This is a genomic window from Bacillus sp. AK25 (assembly GCF_048270685.1).
GTDB classification, from domain to species: Bacteria; Bacillota; Bacilli; order Bacillales; family Bacillaceae; genus Bacillus; species Bacillus altitudinis.
Window position 1 is genome coordinate 962,993 of record NZ_JBLUWC010000001.1, and the last position, 16,452, is coordinate 979,444.

The 16,452-nt window shown below is 40.4% G+C and carries 21 protein-coding genes; 11 read left to right on the forward strand and 10 right to left on the reverse strand.

Features of this window, described 5'->3' with window-relative positions; translation table 11 throughout:
- The first annotated feature begins 9 nt into the window (after positions 1-9).
- The 3 genes from ACNO7B_RS04915 to ACNO7B_RS04925 all read left to right on the forward strand — a co-directional run bounded on the left by ACNO7B_RS04915 (position 10) and on the right by ACNO7B_RS04925 (position 4,151).
- Positions 10-2,796 (forward strand): AAA family ATPase, encoded by a 2,787-nt coding sequence (locus tag ACNO7B_RS04915; protein WP_417901260.1) that lies wholly within the window; start codon positions 10-12, stop codon positions 2,794-2,796.
- 62 nt (positions 2,797-2,858) lie between these two features.
- Complete coding sequence (gene yhaM, locus ACNO7B_RS04920) at positions 2,859-3,812, forward strand: 3'-5' exoribonuclease YhaM (protein WP_052321011.1); 954 nt, start codon at positions 2,859-2,861, stop codon at positions 3,810-3,812.
- Positions 3,813-3,920: 108 nt separating this feature from the next.
- Positions 3,921-4,151, forward strand: a complete 231-nt coding sequence (locus ACNO7B_RS04925) for a sporulation YhaL family protein (protein ID WP_017360318.1) — start codon at positions 3,921-3,923, stop codon at positions 4,149-4,151.
- A gap of 55 nt (positions 4,152-4,206) precedes the next feature.
- Here ACNO7B_RS04925 and ACNO7B_RS04930 read toward each other — a convergent pair whose 3' ends face one another.
- A complete protein-coding gene (locus ACNO7B_RS04930; RefSeq protein ID WP_007497153.1) occupies positions 4,207-5,082 on the reverse strand; it encodes a peptidylprolyl isomerase in 876 nt (291 codons plus the stop codon).
- Between the two features lie 161 nt (positions 5,083-5,243).
- On the opposite strand from ACNO7B_RS04930, the gene ACNO7B_RS04935 reads away from it, so the two are divergent.
- Both ACNO7B_RS04935 and ACNO7B_RS04940 read left to right on the forward strand, forming a co-directional pair.
- The gene (locus ACNO7B_RS04935) at positions 5,244-5,330 is read left to right on the forward strand and encodes a YjcZ family sporulation protein (RefSeq protein WP_008361129.1); all 87 of its coding nucleotides are present in this window, start codon (positions 5,244-5,246) and stop codon (positions 5,328-5,330) included.
- Positions 5,331-5,475: 145 nt separating this feature from the next.
- Entirely contained in the window at positions 5,476-5,565 is a 90-nt protein-coding gene (locus ACNO7B_RS04940; protein ID WP_017360317.1) for a YjcZ family sporulation protein, read from the forward strand.
- Between the two features lie 53 nt (positions 5,566-5,618).
- On the opposite strand, the gene ACNO7B_RS04945 is transcribed toward ACNO7B_RS04940, so the two are convergent.
- Both ACNO7B_RS04945 and ACNO7B_RS04950 read right to left on the reverse strand, forming a co-directional pair.
- A complete protein-coding gene (locus tag ACNO7B_RS04945; RefSeq protein WP_072368131.1) occupies positions 5,619-5,804 on the reverse strand; it encodes a hypothetical protein in 186 nt (61 codons plus the stop codon).
- Between the two features lie 82 nt (positions 5,805-5,886).
- Complete coding sequence (locus tag ACNO7B_RS04950) at positions 5,887-6,405, reverse strand: DUF3267 domain-containing protein (RefSeq protein ID WP_007497155.1); 519 nt, start codon at positions 6,403-6,405, stop codon at positions 5,887-5,889.
- A 234-nt stretch (positions 6,406-6,639) separates the two neighbouring features.
- On the opposite strand from ACNO7B_RS04950, the gene ACNO7B_RS04955 reads away from it, so the two are divergent.
- Positions 6,640-6,984 carry a YhaI family protein gene (locus ACNO7B_RS04955; protein ID WP_008348893.1) on the forward strand — a complete coding sequence of 115 codons (345 nt, stop codon included), beginning with the start codon at positions 6,640-6,642 and terminating at the stop codon, positions 6,982-6,984.
- On the opposite strand, the gene ACNO7B_RS04960 is transcribed toward ACNO7B_RS04955, so the two are convergent.
- Together ACNO7B_RS04960 and ACNO7B_RS04965 are read right to left on the reverse strand one after the other, a co-directional pair.
- Positions 6,962-7,576, reverse strand: a complete 615-nt coding sequence (locus ACNO7B_RS04960) for an HTH-type transcriptional regulator Hpr (RefSeq protein WP_008348891.1) — start codon at positions 7,574-7,576, stop codon at positions 6,962-6,964. The two genes, ACNO7B_RS04955 and ACNO7B_RS04960, sit on opposite strands and share 23 nt — an antisense overlap.
- Before the next feature lie 187 nt (positions 7,577-7,763).
- The gene (locus ACNO7B_RS04965) at positions 7,764-8,120 is read right to left on the reverse strand and encodes a YtxH domain-containing protein (RefSeq protein ID WP_007497160.1); all 357 of its coding nucleotides are present in this window, start codon (positions 8,118-8,120) and stop codon (positions 7,764-7,766) included.
- Positions 8,121-8,248: 128 nt separating this feature from the next.
- Between ACNO7B_RS04965 and ACNO7B_RS04970 the strand changes: the two genes are divergently transcribed.
- A complete protein-coding gene (locus tag ACNO7B_RS04970; RefSeq protein WP_008348888.1) occupies positions 8,249-8,440 on the forward strand; it encodes a hypothetical protein in 192 nt (63 codons plus the stop codon).
- A 256-nt stretch (positions 8,441-8,696) separates the two neighbouring features.
- Here the strand turns inward: ACNO7B_RS04970 and ACNO7B_RS04975 are convergent, their stop codons facing one another.
- The 3 genes from ACNO7B_RS04975 to ACNO7B_RS04985 all read right to left on the reverse strand — a co-directional run bounded on the left by ACNO7B_RS04975 (position 8,697) and on the right by ACNO7B_RS04985 (position 11,007).
- Positions 8,697-9,215 carry a tryptophan transporter gene (locus ACNO7B_RS04975; protein ID WP_008348886.1) on the reverse strand — a complete coding sequence of 173 codons (519 nt, stop codon included), beginning with the start codon at positions 9,213-9,215 and terminating at the stop codon, positions 8,697-8,699.
- Positions 9,216-9,340: 125 nt separating this feature from the next.
- A complete protein-coding gene (gene serC / locus ACNO7B_RS04980; RefSeq protein ID WP_017360313.1) occupies positions 9,341-10,420 on the reverse strand; it encodes a 3-phosphoserine/phosphohydroxythreonine transaminase in 1,080 nt (359 codons plus the stop codon).
- A gap of 158 nt (positions 10,421-10,578) precedes the next feature.
- A complete protein-coding gene (locus tag ACNO7B_RS04985) occupies positions 10,579-11,007 on the reverse strand; it encodes an HIT family protein (RefSeq protein ID WP_008348883.1) in 429 nt (142 codons plus the stop codon).
- A gap of 487 nt (positions 11,008-11,494) precedes the next feature.
- Here ACNO7B_RS04985 and ACNO7B_RS04990 point away from each other — a divergent pair, with 487 nt between their 5' ends.
- From ACNO7B_RS04990 to ACNO7B_RS05000, 3 genes are read left to right on the forward strand one after another with little or no spacing between them, the layout of a single operon-like run.
- Complete coding sequence (locus ACNO7B_RS04990) at positions 11,495-12,235, forward strand: ABC transporter ATP-binding protein (protein WP_417901261.1); 741 nt, start codon at positions 11,495-11,497, stop codon at positions 12,233-12,235.
- The gene (locus tag ACNO7B_RS04995) at positions 12,228-13,448 is read left to right on the forward strand and encodes an ABC transporter permease (RefSeq protein ID WP_046343097.1); all 1,221 of its coding nucleotides are present in this window, start codon (positions 12,228-12,230) and stop codon (positions 13,446-13,448) included. The genes ACNO7B_RS04990 and ACNO7B_RS04995 overlap by 8 nt, the downstream gene beginning before the upstream one ends.
- Positions 13,449-13,494: 46 nt before the next feature.
- On the forward strand, positions 13,495-14,202 hold the full coding sequence (locus ACNO7B_RS05000) for an EcsC family protein (protein ID WP_417901262.1): 708 nt from the start codon (positions 13,495-13,497) through the stop codon (positions 14,200-14,202).
- A gap of 28 nt (positions 14,203-14,230) precedes the next feature.
- Here ACNO7B_RS05000 and ACNO7B_RS05005 read toward each other — a convergent pair whose 3' ends face one another.
- Positions 14,231-15,418: a M20 family metallopeptidase gene (locus ACNO7B_RS05005; protein WP_410684882.1), complete on the reverse strand. Its 1,188-nt coding sequence runs from the start codon at positions 15,416-15,418 to the stop codon at positions 14,231-14,233.
- Between the two features lie 143 nt (positions 15,419-15,561).
- Between ACNO7B_RS05005 and ACNO7B_RS05010 the strand changes: the two genes are divergently transcribed.
- Positions 15,562-15,855, forward strand: a complete 294-nt coding sequence (locus tag ACNO7B_RS05010; RefSeq protein ID WP_224562986.1) for a hypothetical protein — start codon at positions 15,562-15,564, stop codon at positions 15,853-15,855.
- A 58-nt stretch (positions 15,856-15,913) separates the two neighbouring features.
- On the opposite strand, the gene ACNO7B_RS05015 is transcribed toward ACNO7B_RS05010, so the two are convergent.
- Positions 15,914-16,399, reverse strand: coding sequence for an antibiotic biosynthesis monooxygenase family protein (locus tag ACNO7B_RS05015; RefSeq protein ID WP_007497177.1), 486 nt, complete (start codon positions 16,397-16,399; stop codon positions 15,914-15,916).
- Between the last annotated feature and the right edge of the window lie 53 nt (positions 16,400-16,452).

The window sequence follows — 16,452 nt, forward strand, 5'->3', positions numbered from 1 at the left end:
AGAGGCATGATGAAAATACGTTCACTCCATATTGCGAATTTCGGGAAATTTTCCAATCAAACCTTCCACTTTTCTGATGACGGTTTTCAGTTAGTTTATGGCCTGAATGAATCGGGGAAAACGACATTGAAGGCGTTTATTGAATCGATGTTATTTGGTTTTTCCAAAAGCCATATGTATAAGCCAAAGCATGGCTCGTTTTATGGTGGTTCTCTTACGTGTTTAGATGAGGAATTAGGTGTGATTCATATTGAAAGAACATCTGATCATGGCGGCCAAGCTCAGGTGTTGCTGCCAAATGGTGAAGTGAAAGATGAAGCGTTTCTACATGCGATGTTAAAGGGAACGGATCGCAGATTATACCAATCGATCTATTCTTTTGACGTGTTTGGTCTGCAAAATGTACAAGCATTAAATCAAGATCAAATAGGGGAATTTCTACTCTTTTCAAGTTTGTTTGGCTCAGATGCGGCATCCAAAATGGACAGCAGGCTGCTAAAACAGCAGGAGCAGCTTTTTAAACCGAATGGACGTAAGCCTGAATTAAATCAGCAGCTTGATCATGTAAAAGAGCTGTCAGGTAAGTTGAAACAGGCCAAATTGGTAGAAAGTCGTTATACCGCAAAGAAAAAAGAACAAGCTGAATTAACCGAGAAGGTAGAAATGCTTCAGCATGAAATGAGACAGACTGAAGAAGAGATTCAGCTTTTGACTGAACATATTCGACTTTATCCTATGATAGAAAACAAGCTAGAGTTAAAAAAAGATTTGGCTAGTTATCCAGAACGAGTCAAACGGTTTAGACCGGAAACTGCGCATGAACTTGATAAATTAGAATCACACCTTCACCCAAAAAAGGCGCAAGTGACGGCACTGAAACAAAAATTAGATCATTTGCAAACGTCGCTCACGCAAGTTCAGCCACTCTATGACAAGGATACGGTATTGGAGATGAAGCGAGTCATAGCTGAATCATCTGATGCTGAACTTGTGAAGAAACGCTTAGCAGAAGGGAAAACAGAGCAGAATTCTTTGAAACAAAAAATAGAAGAAGCATCAGCGAAGCTGAAGTGGCAGCGTCCAATCAAGCTTGACCAGCTGGATGATTCACTTGACTTTGAGTGGGAATTAAAAGAGGCTGTGAGCCAATACGTTCGTTTAATGGATAGGAAAACACAGCTCGATGACCGGTTTGATCATGCAAGACATGAGCTGGAAGAAGCGGAAACCGCTCTAAAAGGATTAAAGGAGCAGCCCGTTAAAGAGCAAGATGCAGAAGATGTCAGGGGCACAAGAGCTACAGTGAAGCAGAATCATTCCAGAGTGTGGTTATTCCCGCTGATGTTCGTGCTATGTGCTGTCATTCTCACGGTCTTATTCATTTTAGCAGAGAGCTGGGTGACGTTACTGTTTGCAGGATTTTCTGTATTTATCTTGATCGCTATTTATCCAGTGCTTAAACAGACTCAGATGAAGGAAGCAAACGACAGTAACGCCTATCATTCCTTTCACGTTCAAACAGCTTCAGCTGAAACGCTTGTGAAGCAAAAGGAGCTTTTATACGAAAGAATGATACAGCAATATGAAGACTGGGAGCGGGAACTGGAACCTGTACAGCAGCAAGTAGAAGATATGAGAAGGCAGCTGGGGTTGTCCTCAGAGCTCTCATTCCTTGTGGAAGCTTTCCATATCTTGAAACAATTAAAAGCGAATACAGCGGCATATGAGGCGCTTAACAAGGAAATAGAGGTGCTCACACAGCAGCAATCGACCTACGAGCAAAGAGTTTCAGCGCTCATGAGTCTCCTTCAAAGAAAAGAAGGGACCATTCAAGAGAATATTTCAGCCTTTCAAGAGATATTGAAAGATGAGGAAAAAAGAGAAAAAGAACGTCAGACATTACACGTATCCATTCAACATGTAGAGCAGCAGCTGACAACATTAGAAGGAGAAGTTCAATATTATGAAAAACAAACGGACGAGCTTTTTCGAAAAGTAGAAGCAGCGTCAAAAGAAGATTATCATGTCCTATCTCATCTATCCAAAGAATACCGTGAGCGGCTGTACAATTTGCAGCAGCTGAACCAAGAGCTGCACAAAAGCGGTTATATAGATGAGGAAGAGGTCATTATCCGTAAAGGTTTACGCACCCTTGAGGAGCAGTGTGCACAAGCAAAAAGACATCTGAATGACATGCAAGAGAATGTGACGAATATGAAAAAACGCTTGGCAGAATTAGCAGTAGAAATACGCCAAATAGAAGCATCAGGTACGGTGTCTGATTTGACTCATCAGCTTGCTGTAGAGCAGGAGCAGGCAAAGCATCTAGCGAAAAAATGGGCGGCTATTCAGCTCGTTCGTTCCGTCATTCGAGAGAAACTCAATGAGCATAAAGAAACGAGGCTACCAGCACTCCTCCAAACAGCTTCCCGATTTATTCAGCCGTTAACGAATGATCGATATGAAGTGATTTTATTTTCTGCCGAAGATGACCGTCTGATTGTGAAACGGAGGGATGGACGCCTATTCCGCCCGGAGGAGCTTTCACAAGCAACATGTGAGCAAATTTATCTCTCGATTCGTTTTGCACTTGCTTTGTCCCATCAGCAAGAGTGTCAGCTCCCATTTATGATGGATGACAGTTTCGTTCACTTTGATCATGTCCGTCTAGACAGGGTGCTGGAGCTGATGAGTGAACTCACTCGTTTTGAAACACAGCTGTTTTATTTCACTTGTCATCATTATATGAAACAAGCAGCGGAAGACGGGCAGATTACGAGTTTAGTAGTGGAATGATTGACAAATTATGACTTATGTTATACTTATATGAGCAGAAACATGGAAGGAGCATTTATTGAATGGCTAAAGGGATCATGACCTATGACGTCGGCGAACAAGTTGACCTGCATTTATTAATTAAATCATCTACTAAAGGGATTGCGAGTAATGGCAAACCATTTCTAACGTTAATTCTTCAAGATCAAAGTGGAGATATTGAGGCGAAGCTATGGGATGCAAAGCAGAATGATGAAATCACATATGCTGCGCAAACCATTGTGAAGGTAGTAGGTGATATTCATCATTATCGCGGAAGGAATCAGCTGAAGCTTAGGAATATACGTCCTGTTGCTGAAAACGAGCAAATCCGCATTGATGATTTTCTAGAAACAGCTCCTATTCCAAAGCACGATATGATGGATACCATCATGCAATATATTTTTGATATGAAAAACCCTAATATTCAGCGTGTCACAAGACATTTGCTGAAGAAATATGGACAGGAATTCGCTGATTACCCAGCAGCTACGAAAAACCATCACGAGTTTGTTTCGGGTCTTGCCTATCACGTGGTATCGATGCTTCATTTAGCGAAATCCATTGTTGATCTATACCCATCACTAGATCGAGATCTTTTATATTCAGGGATCATTCTACATGATTTAGGGAAAGTCAAAGAGCTTTCGGGTCCTGTCTCCACCACATATACAGTAGAAGGGAACTTAATTGGCCACATTTCTATTATGGTGACAGAAATTGCGAAAGCCGCAGAGGAGCTTGGCATTGATTCTGAGGAAATTCTGATTCTGCAGCATTTAGTGCTGAGTCATCATGGAAAAGGGGAGTGGGGCAGTCCTAAACCACCAATGGTGAAGGAAGCCGAAATTCTCCACTATATAGATAATTTAGATGCAAAAATGAACATGATGGATCGTGCGCTTGAGCATGTGAAGCCAGGAGAATATACAGAGCGTATTTTTGCACTAGAGAATCGTTCGTTTTATAAACCAACCTTTCACAATGAATCATCATGATAAAACGCCCGTTTGATGCGGGCGTTTTTTTTCATAACTTGTCTTCTTTTCGCATAAGCATGTAACACAAAGGAAGAGAGATTAGTCCTGAAAAAGGAGGGGAAGACAATGTTATTTTTTCCATGGTGGGTATATGCATGTATCATTGGTATTATCTTTTGTGCCTATAAATTAATGACGACAGCCAAAGAGGAGCAAGAGATTGATCAATCCTTTATTGAAAAAGAGGGAGAAATCTTTATCGAACGAATGGAGCAGGAGAGAGAGCGTAGACGTCAAGGACAGCAAATGAAACGATCACAGGAAACGGCGAAGCATGAGGACCATTCGATTGCATAATCAATAAGAATAAAAAAACCCCTCTACAAGTTCATGTAGAGGGGTTTTTCGTTCATTATTGGTTTGTTGTTTGTTGTGTGGTTTGCTCAGATTTTTCTTTGAATGTATTTTCAAGTTCTTTATCTTTTACTTTCACATCAGCATCTTTCACCAATTTGTTTAAGATCGTTTGAATTTCATTGTTATCGGCTTGTTTTTGATCAAGCAGTTCTTTTTTCAAGTCTGCTTTCATGTCATCGTATTTACCGCGTTCTTCGGTCTTTTTAATGATATGGTAACCAAATTGAGATTTTACTGGTTTGCTGATTTCATTTACTTTTAGTTTGAAGGCAGCTTTACTGAAGTTCTCATCCATTTGGCCATCTTTTGCGAACCAGCCTACATCGCCGCCTTGTGCTGCTGAAGCAGTGTCAGTTGAATATTCAGATACAAGGTCATCCCATTTTTCGCCTTTATCTAATTTCTTTTCTACTTCATCTGCTGTTTTCTTGTCAGCAACTAAAATGTGGCTTGCGCGGATTTTCCCTTTTAGGTCATCGTAATACGCTTTTACTTCTTTGTCAGTGATTTTGATGTTAGCTTTGGCAGCCTTTTGAGTCAGCAGCTCATATTTTACTTGATCTTTGATGTAATCTTTTCCGAATTCATCTTGAAGTTGTTTTAAACGATCTTCACCAAGTGTCTTTTTATATTCTTCCAATTTCTTATCAATTTCTTTATCTGATACTTTGTATTTGTCAGCAAGAACCTTTTGTTGAACAAGTAGGTTTAAAGCATCTCCACCTGCTTGTTTCTTAAGAGTTGTGTAAAGCTCTTCTTTTGTGACATCTCCTGATTTTGTTGTTGCGATCACTTCTTTGTCACCGCTACTGCATGCGCCAAGAGTTAAAACACTTACTGCTGTTACAGCTGCTAAAGCCATTTTTTTCATTCAAAAAACACTCCTAATCTTTCCAATTTATTTATCATTGCTTGTATCATAACATATTGTGACATGCTGTAAAAAGAAATGCAAATGGGAGGGCATTCGTCTAGTCAAATTTTTGCGACCAACATACACATATATTGATCACAAAAAGGAGGCTGAATTATATGGGAGCAGGATATTCTAATGGGTTTGCTTTATTGGTCGTGCTATTCATTTTGCTGATCATCGTTGGTGCAGCATATCTTTATTAATTAAATCGCTGTTACAGAAAGGAGCCGTCCTGCCATGCGTGCGGGCGGTTCTTTTTTAAAACGATGACAAGTGCCTAAACGTTTTAAAATTTTCTGCATACACTGAGCTTAGAACAGAGGAAGAACTGGCAGGAGGTGTTTTCACATGGGAGGAGAAGTCTTTGCTGGCGGTTTTGCACTAGTCGTCGTATTATTCATCTTATTGATCATTATCGGTGCATCTTGGATTTGCTAATAGATCATCATACACAAAAAGCTGCCATCAAACAGGCAGCTTTTGCTTTGATCTTAAATAGATATGGTAATTTCAACAAATGATGAGATCAGTAAGATCAGTATCGATACATTGATAAAGCGAAACACCTTATCTTGCCGTTCTTCAGGAATCTCTCTGACAAGGCATAATGTATTAGTAAGCCTGTTTATTGAATACACAATAAACGCGGCAAAGACGATGAAGTAAAATAAAACTATCGGAGATCCCCCCTCTCTATGCTATTCCCATACTACATTACCAAATTTTTTATGAAAAAGATAGAAGTTGGCTTTAAAAACCTCATGATGAGGAAGTTGGGTCAACTAAAATATCAAACTCGTCTTGGGCTTGATCAATGATGCATGATTTTGGCGCTTTTAGCAGTTTCCAAGCAAATAAAAAGTCAGGCAAACAATAGCCTGCATGAATACTTGCGATCATGATAAAATAGTGTGCGTACATTGGAAATGCCATTCCTAAAACAAAGTAAACAGGTGAGATGACACAAAACGGGCTGAGCAGTGAGAAAAGCATCACTCTCTTAGGCACGCGCTGCCAGCAATTTCGTTTAAATAACGTCATTTTTTTCTTATGTTTCATGACTGGGATCAAGTGAACCACGCGGTGGACAAGCAATGTCGCAAGTAAAAGCACGACAAAAAGTGGTGCATTGTGACTGCTGAGTCTCGTTTCAGGATGAGTCAGTTGAAAACATAAAAATGCCATAATGAAAAAAAATACAGTAAGACATATGGCTGAAATCATCATTCTCGTATAACCATAATCCTTTTCAAGATTAATGGTCTTCCAACAATTCATTTTTCATCCTTCCAATCTCAAAAAAACTAATTGAATATCTCAAGATAATTTACTCTTCCTGAGGATAAAAATCAATGGTTTTCATGAAAAAAAATAAATTGTTACATTCATATGGAATAAAGAGAGGAAACTTTGGGTTTTTCAAGAAAAAAAGACATAAGAGGGAGGTTCGTCTCTTTCGTCAATGAGTAATTTCGGCTAAAATAGAGTGACTAAGAGAAAGAGGGAACGTACATGAGTATTGAGGAACGAATGAGCCAGCTCGAATATTATATGGAACTGTTACTGACGGCGACAGATATGAGCCGTTATCCATATTATGCGCTATTGATCCGGCAGCGTGTATCGAAAGAAGAGGCAAAGGACATTGAGCGTATTTGTGCTGAGCTCTTAGATGAAATGGACAAGCAAAAAGCACAAGGCTACGTCATGTTCGACGATCTCCTTGCGCTGTTTGCGGGACAGTTAATTGAAAAGCTGGATGTTCATGAGACGATTTTTGCTTTGCATGATCAAGGGCTGTTTCAGCCGTTAATGAATGAATTTATAAAGATCATTAAACAATTTGATTTGCTTTAGCCGCTTTTTCCTCTGCTGAGTCTTCAAGTTCTTCAGGCTTTTTCGTGACTTTCCCACGTTCATTCAAAAAGTCCTTCTCAATGTTTGAAAACGATTTCTCAAAAATCTCCATGAAATCCTCACCATAAATGTTTCGGATAATACACATCATTTCTAAAATTTCAGGGAACTTTCCGTAAATGTCATGAAGCGGCTGTGCGCCTTTGACAATACCAGTTCGGGCCGGGTCGTAATCTTCGAGTAGTTTATGGAATGTCTCTTCGCCTTTTGGCGTTAGTTCAATATACGTATTGCGTTTATCGTTTAACTTTTTAGAAAATTTTAAAAATCCTCTTTCCTCTAATTTTTTAGAGAAGTTAAACGCCGTTGATACATGCATGACGCCAAACTTTGCAATTTCTGATATTGAAGCTCCTTTTAATTGATACGCAATCCACAAAATATGATGTTCATTGATATTTAGGTTATACGGTTTGATCCACTGCTGCCAGTCCTTTTCAATGGATTTCCAAAGAGCTTTGCTCAATTGGGCCATTCTTTGACTGAATAAAAGTGCTTCTTTTACATCGAAAGGCTGTTCCGAATGATTCATCCATTTCACCTACTTCTCTTTTTCTTGTAATTCTATTATGCCAATAAAATAAAGATTAATAAAGCTGAAAATTCAAGAATTTTTAAAAGTCATGAAAAACATTGACAAAATAACCTTTTTTCAACAAAAAAAGTGCGGGATACGCACCCCGCACACTTTTGTAAACGAATATTTTTTTGTGAGTATATTAGTTTTGTAAGGTTTTCTCCAGTTGTTTGAGCTTTTCCTCAATTTCCTGAATTTCCTTTTGTAAGTCCTGCTGATGAGGTTTGATTTCCTCGCGCCATTGCTGAATGGATGTTTGCAATTCAGTTCCGACCTCTTTAATGACCTCAGCACTTTCTTTTGCGGTTTCAACAATCTGCTCTTTTAAAGCTTGTCCATCTCTTTTTAATCTTGTCAGCGTATCTTCGAATTTGTCATAGCCGTCTTTCATCTTTCCGCGTACATCTCTGCCAGAAGAGGGAGTCGTCAGGAGCACTGCCGCACCTCCGAGGAGACCGCCTACAAATAATCCTGTTAATAAAGAACGTCCACTAGCCATTCCAATCACCTCTAGTCAAATTTTACACATTCGCATGTTCTCTCTGAGCTGACGATCAGCTTCATTGAACTTCCATACATAGCTTGCTTTATTTTAGCATACTTTTGAAGAAAAGGGAGGGGAGAAGGTTGTCTGTCTTTCTGTTCGTTTTTACGTGTATGTGTGTGATTTTCGCAGGTGGTTCTATTCATTATGTAAGGCAGCTTGGGTATGCAGGGTCTTATCCGCCAAAACATGTATTAAGACAAAAAGCAATTGTGTGTGCTGCAGGTGCAGGGATTTCGCTCTCCATTTTGCTGCTTACCCTTTTTCTTTTATAGAAGCATGAAAAAAACCTCTTCATCTAATGAAGAGGTTCCAGCATGTAGACAAACCCTCGCATTCGTTGTCAGTCCTGCGTGCAGGTGCTCACGAATGTCAAATTCGCTCCGCCCGCGCCAGTACTCGTCCTTCCTAGACTTCAAGGGCTTTCAATTGCTGAAAAGAAGACAATTGGCTAAAATAAAGAATCATTTTAGCCCTTTGTCAACAATATGAAAAAAACCTCTTCATCCAATGAAGAGGTTCAGTTATTCGTTAAGCGACTTCAATCATTCTTGCGCGCTTTAATATGGACTGAGCAATCGGGAAGACAAATACCATAGCTATCGTATTGATCACAGTTGCTGGCAGGACAACACCTACAAGAAGTGCTGGTAACGCAGCCGGCAGTCCAGTAATCAGTAAAGCGGCAGATAGGAAAATCACGCCCGATACGACGGTCCCAACAGCGGTGAGTACAGCGGTCAGAACGACTTTGTTCTTGATCTTCTGGCAAGATAAGAAAAGGGCTAAGAAGATAAAGGCTGTCACCGGTTTATCAATCATATTTGGAATTTGTCCGCCTGGAAAACCTGTTGTCAAAGCGGAAATGACCCCCGTGACTAGGGCGATCACAACGACATGCTGTACCTTCGGAAAAAGGATGATGCTTAAAAACATCATGACCAGCATCATATCAGGCTTCATTCCGAAAAAGATGGGCGGGAAAATCGTATGCAAAACAGCTCCCATTGCTGCAAGCAATGACATAATCACTAATTCTTTTGTTTTCATTTCTATGCTCTCCTCTGCTAAGCTCTTAGAACTCTCCAATAATATGGCTGATCATTTATTGCAAGAGTCATGACTTTATATTTCTCGTTATTATAACAAATTTATTTCACGATAGAAAAGCCTTTTTACTCATTTTCTTGCTGGAACTTTTTCATAAAGTCCGCAAGCTTTTGGCAGTCTTCTATAGAGACGGCGTTGTAAATCGAGGCTCTGCATCCGCCAACAGAACGGTGGCCGGCGAGTCCAACCATTTGTTCTTGTTTTGCTTTCTCCACAAAGGATGCAGTGAGTGCATCATCACGCAGGGTAAACGTGACATTCATATGCGAACGGCTGTCAGCACGTGCATGTCCTTTGTAAAAACCGCCGCTTTGATCAATCGTATCATACAGAAGTGCTGCTTTTTGTTCATTGCGTTTTTCTGCTGCTTCTACACCGCCCGCCTGTTTCACTTGCTCCAGGACAAGGGACAGCATATAAATCGCAAAAGTCGGTGGTGTGTGATAAAGAGAATTGGCTTTGGCATGTGTTGAATATTTTAAAATTTTAGGTGTGCCGCTTTTTTCTTTCTCTAATAAACGTTTGCGCGCGATCACAATCGTGATACCAGAAGGCCCTAGATTTTTTTGTGCCCCGGCATAAATGAAATCAAATGAAGACACGTCTATTTTTTTGCTGAGAATATCACTGGACATGTCGGCAATAAGCGGGAGTGACGTGTTCGGGAACGTTTTCCACTGAGTACCGAAAATGGTATTGTTCGATGTGATGTGCAAGTAAGCACCGTCATTTAAAACGGACGCATCTACATCTGGAATATACGAATAGTTGTCGTCTTCACTTGAGGCAAACACTGATGTTTCACCAAACCCTTTTGCTTCTGACAAGGCTTTCTCTGACCAAGCACCTGTTTGGATGAAATGAGCCGTTTCGCCTTCATGTAAGAAGTTCATCGGAATCATTGCAAATTGAAGACTTGCCCCGCCTTGTAAAAAGAGGACCTCATAATCTTCTGGAATGTCCATCAATTCTACCAAGAGTGCTTTCGCTTTATTGTGGACTTCTTCATACTCACCGCTGCGATGAGAAAGTTCCATCACAGACATCCCGGTTTGTTTAAAATCAACAAGTTCTTCCTGTGCTTTTTGAAGCACTTCTAGCGGCAGCGCCGCCGGACCAGCATTAAAATTCGTCGTTCGCTTCATCACAATCTCTCCCTATTTCTCGCGTTAATGGATCAAAAGATAAAACCATCCTATCACAAATTTGAAGCATTTGGACAAAAAATTTGAATCGTCCTAAATATCTTACGATTCGGAGGATAAGCTCAGAAAAGAGGCGAAAAAAAGAAAAACCTCATCAATTAAGATGAGGTAAGGCGCGTATGGATGGCAGAAGAAATGTCTTTTAAATCCTCTGATGTATATTGATCTTGGTGTGATTTCCATACGGCACCAAAGCCGTCGCCTTTGCCATAACGCGGAATAATATGCATATGGTAATGGAACACAGATTGTCCAGCTTTTTCACCGTTGTTGTTCAGAAGGTTTAAACCAATTGGTTCAAATTCTTGTTTGATGGCTCTAGCAATTTTCGGAATCGCTTGGAAGTAATGATTAGACACTTCTGGTGTCATGTCATAAATGTTTTCTTTATGTATTTTCGGGATTACAAGGGTATGTCCTTTTGTTACTTGGCTGATATCAAGAAAAGCCAATACATGCTCGTCTTCATATACTTTTGCACATGGAATGTCTCCATCAATGATCTTGCAAAAAATGCAGTCGCTCACGCCATGTCACTCCTCATTATTTTTCCTTTATCGTATCACAAAAAGAAGCAAAAAAGAAAACAGGACAAGCGAACTCCTTTGGTCGCTCATCCTGCTCCTGCAGAAGAAATGCTGATGCTTTCATTTGATATGCCTTTTGAATTCTCTATTTACTGAAATAAAGAATTCATATGCCTGCTATTTCTGCCGTAAACACCTCATTTGACGTTTTGGTTCGTCGTATACATATTTGTATAGGACACAAAAATCAAGAATCAGTGAAGCAAAACAGAAGCTAAGGTTTTTAGATGAAAAACCAACTTGTCATGCGGTTATTGCCTTTAACAAACACCTCATTTACGTATTGGTCATCAAGTTCATTTCTTCTACATACATTATGATGACCAGTATGCCGATGTTTTATTCATGAGTTGTCTATAGGTAAACATTTCAAATTGTCTTTCGTTTTTGGTACTATAAAGGAAAAAAGAAAGAAAGGAACGAACTGATGTCCCTTCTAACTGTAAAAGATGTAACGGGTGGATATACAAAGAATCCCGTTCTGAAAAATATTTCATTTGAATTAGAAAGAAACCAAATCGTTGGTCTCATTGGCTTAAACGGGGCGGGAAAAAGTACAACCATTCGTCATATTATTGGATTAATGAAACCTCATAAAGGGGTCATTGAGCTGAACGGACGAACCCTTCAAGAAGATCAAGAGGCGTATCGTTCACAATTTACGTTTATTCCAGAGACACCTGTCTTATATGAAGAATTAACGTTAAAAGAGCATTTAGAGCTGACAGCGATGGCTTACGGCCTTTCAAAAGAACAATTAGAAGTACGTCTGCCGTCTTTGCTGAAGGAATTCCGAATGGAGAAGCGATTGAAATGGTTCCCTGCTCATTTTTCTAAAGGGATGAAGCAGAAGGTGATGATTATGTGTGCGTTTCTTGTGGAGCCAGAGTTGTATATTATCGATGAGCCGTTTTTAGGGCTTGATCCGCTTGCGATCAACGCACTATTAGAACGGATGAATGCGGCGAAACAAAATGGCGCAAGTGTTCTGATGTCAACGCATATTTTAGCCACAGCGGAACGTTATTGTGATTCCTTTATTATTTTGCATGAAGGGGAAATTAGAGCGAAAGGAACACTGACAGAACTAAGAGAGCAGTTCAACATGAGAGATGCGACACTCGATGATCTTTATTTGGAATTAACAAAGGAAGAAAGCTATGAGTAAAACAACGCAAACCATTTGGAAATCACGATTAGAAGAACACGTACAAGAAACAAGAAAATATTTAAAATATATGTTCAACGATCATCTTGTGATTGTGCTCATTTTTTTCCTTGCAGGCGGGGCGAGCTGGTACAGTAATTGGCTGAAGCATATTCCAGCTCACTTCCCATCCTATTGGGTGATGGCAGTTGTTTTCTCATTGGTACTGACTAGTTCTTACGTGCGAACGTTGATCAAAGAGGCAGATCTTGTGTTTATGCTTCCTTTGGAAGCTAAGATGGACCCTTATTTAAAACAAGCGTTTAACTTTAGCTTCATTTCTCAGTTATTTCCTTTGATTGCCGTGTCCATTATTGCACTTCCGCTATATTCGGCTGTCTCCACAGGCGATCTGATACTATATGTGCTCATTTTGGCGCAAATGATCTTAATAAAAGGTCTGAATACAGCGATTCAGTGGAGAATCACTTATTTTCAAGGGAAACATGTGAGATGGATTGATGCAGTGATTCGTTTTCTGCTCAATACAATGTTAATGTATACCGTTTTACAAGCAGCTTATGCCATTGCCATCGTCTTTTATCTTTTATATGCTGTCTATCTCATTTATCTAACAAATGCAGTAAAAAAACAGCCTTTTCAATGGGAATTGCATATTTCTGATGAGTTAAAACGAAAACAGCGTTTTTACCGCTTGGCAAACTTATTTACGGATGTCCCTCATTTAAAGAAACAAGTGAAAAGAAGGGCGTATATGGACTGGGTCTTGCAGTTTGTCCCTTATGAACAGCGTAAAGCTTTTTCTTATATGTATGTGAGGGCGTTTTTACGTTCAAATGACTATTTTGGTCTTGTGTTTAGGTTAACGGTCGTGTTTGTGCTCATCCTCTTGTATACAGGTGCAGCAGGCTGGGTGGGGGCATTACTTGTCTTGTTTACAGTCTTTATCACAGGTGTACAGCTTGTCCCGTTAACAAAGCACTTTGCTCATCTGTCGTTACAGGCACTTTATCCTGTGTCTCAGCAAGAAAAAGATCGAAGCTTTTTTGTTCTCGTACGAAATGTACTCATCATCCAGTCATTTGTACTGAGCTCCGCCGTTTTCCTAGCAGGTGGATGGAAGGGAAGCGGACTTGCTCTTCTCATTTCATTGGTATTTGTGCTTGTCCTATTCAAGCCTTATGTACAAAGCAGATTAAAAAAGATGAGATAAGCGTTTTTTACAGCGAGCGTATGATGTCACCAAGGAGGGAACTGGGATGAATGCAGCTGAACGGGAACTGTATGAAGAGGCCATTTTTTTTCAAATGCGTTTTTTAAGAAAACCATCCAAGATCGAGCGGTTTTCAAAAGGCGTTCAGCAGCAAGTGAATCGCAAAATCCCTGCTCGATTTCATCAAGTCATCACAAGTGCGGTGAAAACAATGGTTGAATCCACCGTATCAGGAAGCCATTTTACTTCATTTACAGTCATTGATGAACAATTGTCTCTTGTAGAGCGAAATGAGCTGGCAAAGGAAAAGGTGACATATTATCAAAAGGCCGCTGCGATTGAAGGAATTGGCACAGGTGCGGGTGGATTGTTTCTCGGAATGGCGGATTTCCCTCTCCTTTTGAGTATTAAAATGAAATGTCTATATGAGCTTGCTTGTATATATGGATTCGATTTGTCTCAAAAAGAGGAAAGGCTCTTTTTGCTTTGTATTTTTCAACTCGCCTTTTCAAGCAGTGCACATCGTCAAAAAATGATGAAACTCATTGAAGAATGGGAAACAACCCGGGAAGAAATGGATTGGTATAGTTTTCAGCAGGAATATCGAGATTATATTGACCTTGTGAAGCTGTTTCAATTAATGCCTGTGGTCGGTGCCGCTGTTGGCGGGGTGGCAAATCATCAGCTGACAGGACAGCTTGGTGAAGTCGCACGCCATGTGTTTCACTTGCGTGTGTTGAAAGAATTGAAATAGAAAAGCCACTGCCCAGCAGCGGCTTTTTTCATTCATCGTAGGAAAGGACGGCATGAGCGAGTACCTTTGCTGCGACAGGCATTGCGTTTTCGTTAATATCAAATTTTGGATGGTGGTGTGGATACACATCTTGGCTGTTTTCTGGCATAGCGCCTGTGTAGAAGAAAGTACCAGGAACATGCTGAAGGTAGTAAGCAAAGTCTTCTCCGCCCATTTGGGTTTCGGCTTCTTTTACTTCTGTGACTCCTTCTGTCTGTTTGGCTATTTCTGCTATATATTCAGTTGGTGCAGGGTGATTTTTGACTGCAGGATAGCCTCTTACATATTCATAAGTATAAGAGGCATCGTGCATGTGGCAGACACCTTTCACCACCTGTTCAATTTCACGTTCAATGATATGGCGTGCACTCTCTTCAAAGGAACGTGCAGTACCTGTCAGCACGGCCGAATCTGCAATGACGTTAAAGGCATTTTCAGCGACAAATCCCCCTACAGATACCACCGCAGAATCAATCGGGTTGACTTTACGGGCCACGACCTGCTGAAGATTGGCTACAATTTGTGAACCGATGAGTACGGCATCTTTCGTCAGGTGCGGCTGTGCGCCATGTCCGCCTTTCCCTTGCACTTGAATAGAGAAACGATCGGCGGCTGCCATAAAGTTCCCGCTTTTATAAAGAACAGTGCCGCATGGCTCTGAGGACCAAAGGTGGGTGCCGAAAATGACGTCAACACCGTCTAAACAGCCATCTTCAATCATTGGTTTCGCACCGCCGGGGGCATATTCTTCAGCGTGTTGATGAATGAGGACGATTTTTCCTTTTAATTGATCTCGGTGCTCATGTAAGATCTTCGCTAAGACGAGAAGTGTTGCTGTGTGGCCATCGTGACCGCATGCGTGCATGACGCCAGGTTTTGTTGAACGGTAAGGTACATCCTTTTCATCATGAATGGGAAGTGCATCAAAATCAGCTCTCAGTGCAATGGTCGGTCCAGGGGAAGTTCCTTCAATAAAAGCGAGTACACCATGTCCGCCTACATGTGTGCGTGTTGGGATATGTAATCTGTCATAATATTGAGCGATGTAAGTAGCTGTTTCCTCTTCCTGAAAAGAAAGTTCTGGATTCATATGGAGATGGCGTCTAATTTCAACCATTTCCTCATAATGTTCATCAAGACGTTCATTGATCCTTTTGTGTAAAGTGGATACTGTCATTGATCCGAAAACCTCCTTTAGGCTCTTTTACTGATTGTATGGTAATTGTTAGAATCTTTCAACAGAAGAGGATGTCGAGAATGACAGAAAAGGTCATTTTACATAAAAGTCGAAGGTTAAGTATGAAGCTTGAAAAAGGGGGAGTGGCATTGGGAAGCTGTCCAAATTGTTCAAAAGCATTTTCTTTCGTCGAAAAATTTCATTTATCGCATACGAGAATGATGCTTTGTCCAAGCTGCCGGCATCAAATCAAAGAAACGTTCGTTTCGAAGATGAGCTTTTTGATGATTTGTTTGATTCCACTGTTGGTACTACTTATTCAGATGAAAGGTGCTTCACCTATGCTCAAATGGCCCATCTTATTAGGGTGGATCTTGCTGAATTTTTATGTACTTCAGCCAATCATTCATCGGTACGAGCTTAGAGATAAGCGTTGAAAGCCCAGCAGAAGGGCTTTTTTTTATGAAAAAAAGAAGTGCGAAGAGCAGCACTTCCTTAATGGTCTATGACGGCATGATAGGATGTCAGATAGGCAGGACGAGAGAAGATGGAGCCAGTATCCTCGTGCGGCTGAAAGAATGCTTCTGACTCTTGAAAGTCTTGAAATAAGTCTTCAGATTCCCAAAGGGTCAATATCAAGTACACTTCTTCATCCTTTTTTGGTCTTAACACACGAAGCGCCTGAAAGCCGCGCTGGTGTTCTGACATGTTTGTTTTTTTCTGAAAGGTGGATTCAAAAAGTGCTCTGCTTTCGAGCTTTACAGGGATATGATTCAGCGTGACAAAGCCAGATTGGACGAGCTCACCTTTTGTATAAATCACATCATAGGCATGGGGTGCTTTAAAGACTGTCTCACCCTCCGTTTCATGAAAAAGAGCCGCTTGTTCCTTACCGACCGTATAAAGCAGATTTTCAAGATGATGTTTTTTTGCGATTTTTTGCAAAAAGTCTGCTGTTCCATATGTAATATAGAAATTCATCTAAACCGCCTCCTGCTTGATAGTATAACAAAAGAATGATATATAATTCTTTG

Bases quoted from the DNA above. Each gene is read 5' to 3' on its own strand.
- ACNO7B_RS04915 (WP_417901260.1), top strand. From the start codon at position 10: ATGAAAATACGTTCACTCCATATTGCGAATTTCGGGAAATTTTCCAAT.
- yhaM (WP_052321011.1), top strand. From the start codon at position 2,859: ATGGCTAAAGGGATCATGACCTATGACGTCGGCGAACAAGTTGACCTG.
- ACNO7B_RS04925 (WP_017360318.1), top strand. From the start codon at position 3,921: ATGTTATTTTTTCCATGGTGGGTATATGCATGTATCATTGGTATTATC.
- ACNO7B_RS04930 (WP_007497153.1), bottom strand. From the start codon at position 5,082: ATGAAAAAAATGGCTTTAGCAGCTGTAACAGCAGTAAGTGTTTTAACT.
- ACNO7B_RS04935 (WP_008361129.1), top strand. From the start codon at position 5,244: ATGGGAGCAGGATATTCTAATGGGTTTGCTTTATTGGTCGTGCTATTC.
- ACNO7B_RS04940 (WP_017360317.1), top strand. From the start codon at position 5,476: ATGGGAGGAGAAGTCTTTGCTGGCGGTTTTGCACTAGTCGTCGTATTA.
- ACNO7B_RS04950 (WP_007497155.1), bottom strand. From the start codon at position 6,405: ATGAATTGTTGGAAGACCATTAATCTTGAAAAGGATTATGGTTATACG.
- ACNO7B_RS04955 (WP_008348893.1), top strand. From the start codon at position 6,640: ATGAGTATTGAGGAACGAATGAGCCAGCTCGAATATTATATGGAACTG.
- ACNO7B_RS04960 (WP_008348891.1), bottom strand. From the start codon at position 7,576: ATGAATCATTCGGAACAGCCTTTCGATGTAAAAGAAGCACTTTTATTC.
- ACNO7B_RS04965 (WP_007497160.1), bottom strand. From the start codon at position 8,120: ATGGCTAGTGGACGTTCTTTATTAACAGGATTATTTGTAGGCGGTCTC.
- ACNO7B_RS04975 (WP_008348886.1), bottom strand. From the start codon at position 9,215: ATGAAAACAAAAGAATTAGTGATTATGTCATTGCTTGCAGCAATGGGA.
- serC (WP_017360313.1), bottom strand. From the start codon at position 10,420: ATGAAGCGAACGACGAATTTTAATGCTGGTCCGGCGGCGCTGCCGCTA.
- ACNO7B_RS04990 (WP_417901261.1), top strand. From the start codon at position 11,495: ATGTCCCTTCTAACTGTAAAAGATGTAACGGGTGGATATACAAAGAAT.
- ACNO7B_RS04995 (WP_046343097.1), top strand. From the start codon at position 12,228: ATGAGTAAAACAACGCAAACCATTTGGAAATCACGATTAGAAGAACAC.
- ACNO7B_RS05000 (WP_417901262.1), top strand. From the start codon at position 13,495: ATGAATGCAGCTGAACGGGAACTGTATGAAGAGGCCATTTTTTTTCAA.
- ACNO7B_RS05005 (WP_410684882.1), bottom strand. From the start codon at position 15,418: ATGACAGTATCCACTTTACACAAAAGGATCAATGAACGTCTTGATGAA.
- ACNO7B_RS05015 (WP_007497177.1), bottom strand. From the start codon at position 16,399: ATGAATTTCTATATTACATATGGAACAGCAGACTTTTTGCAAAAAATC.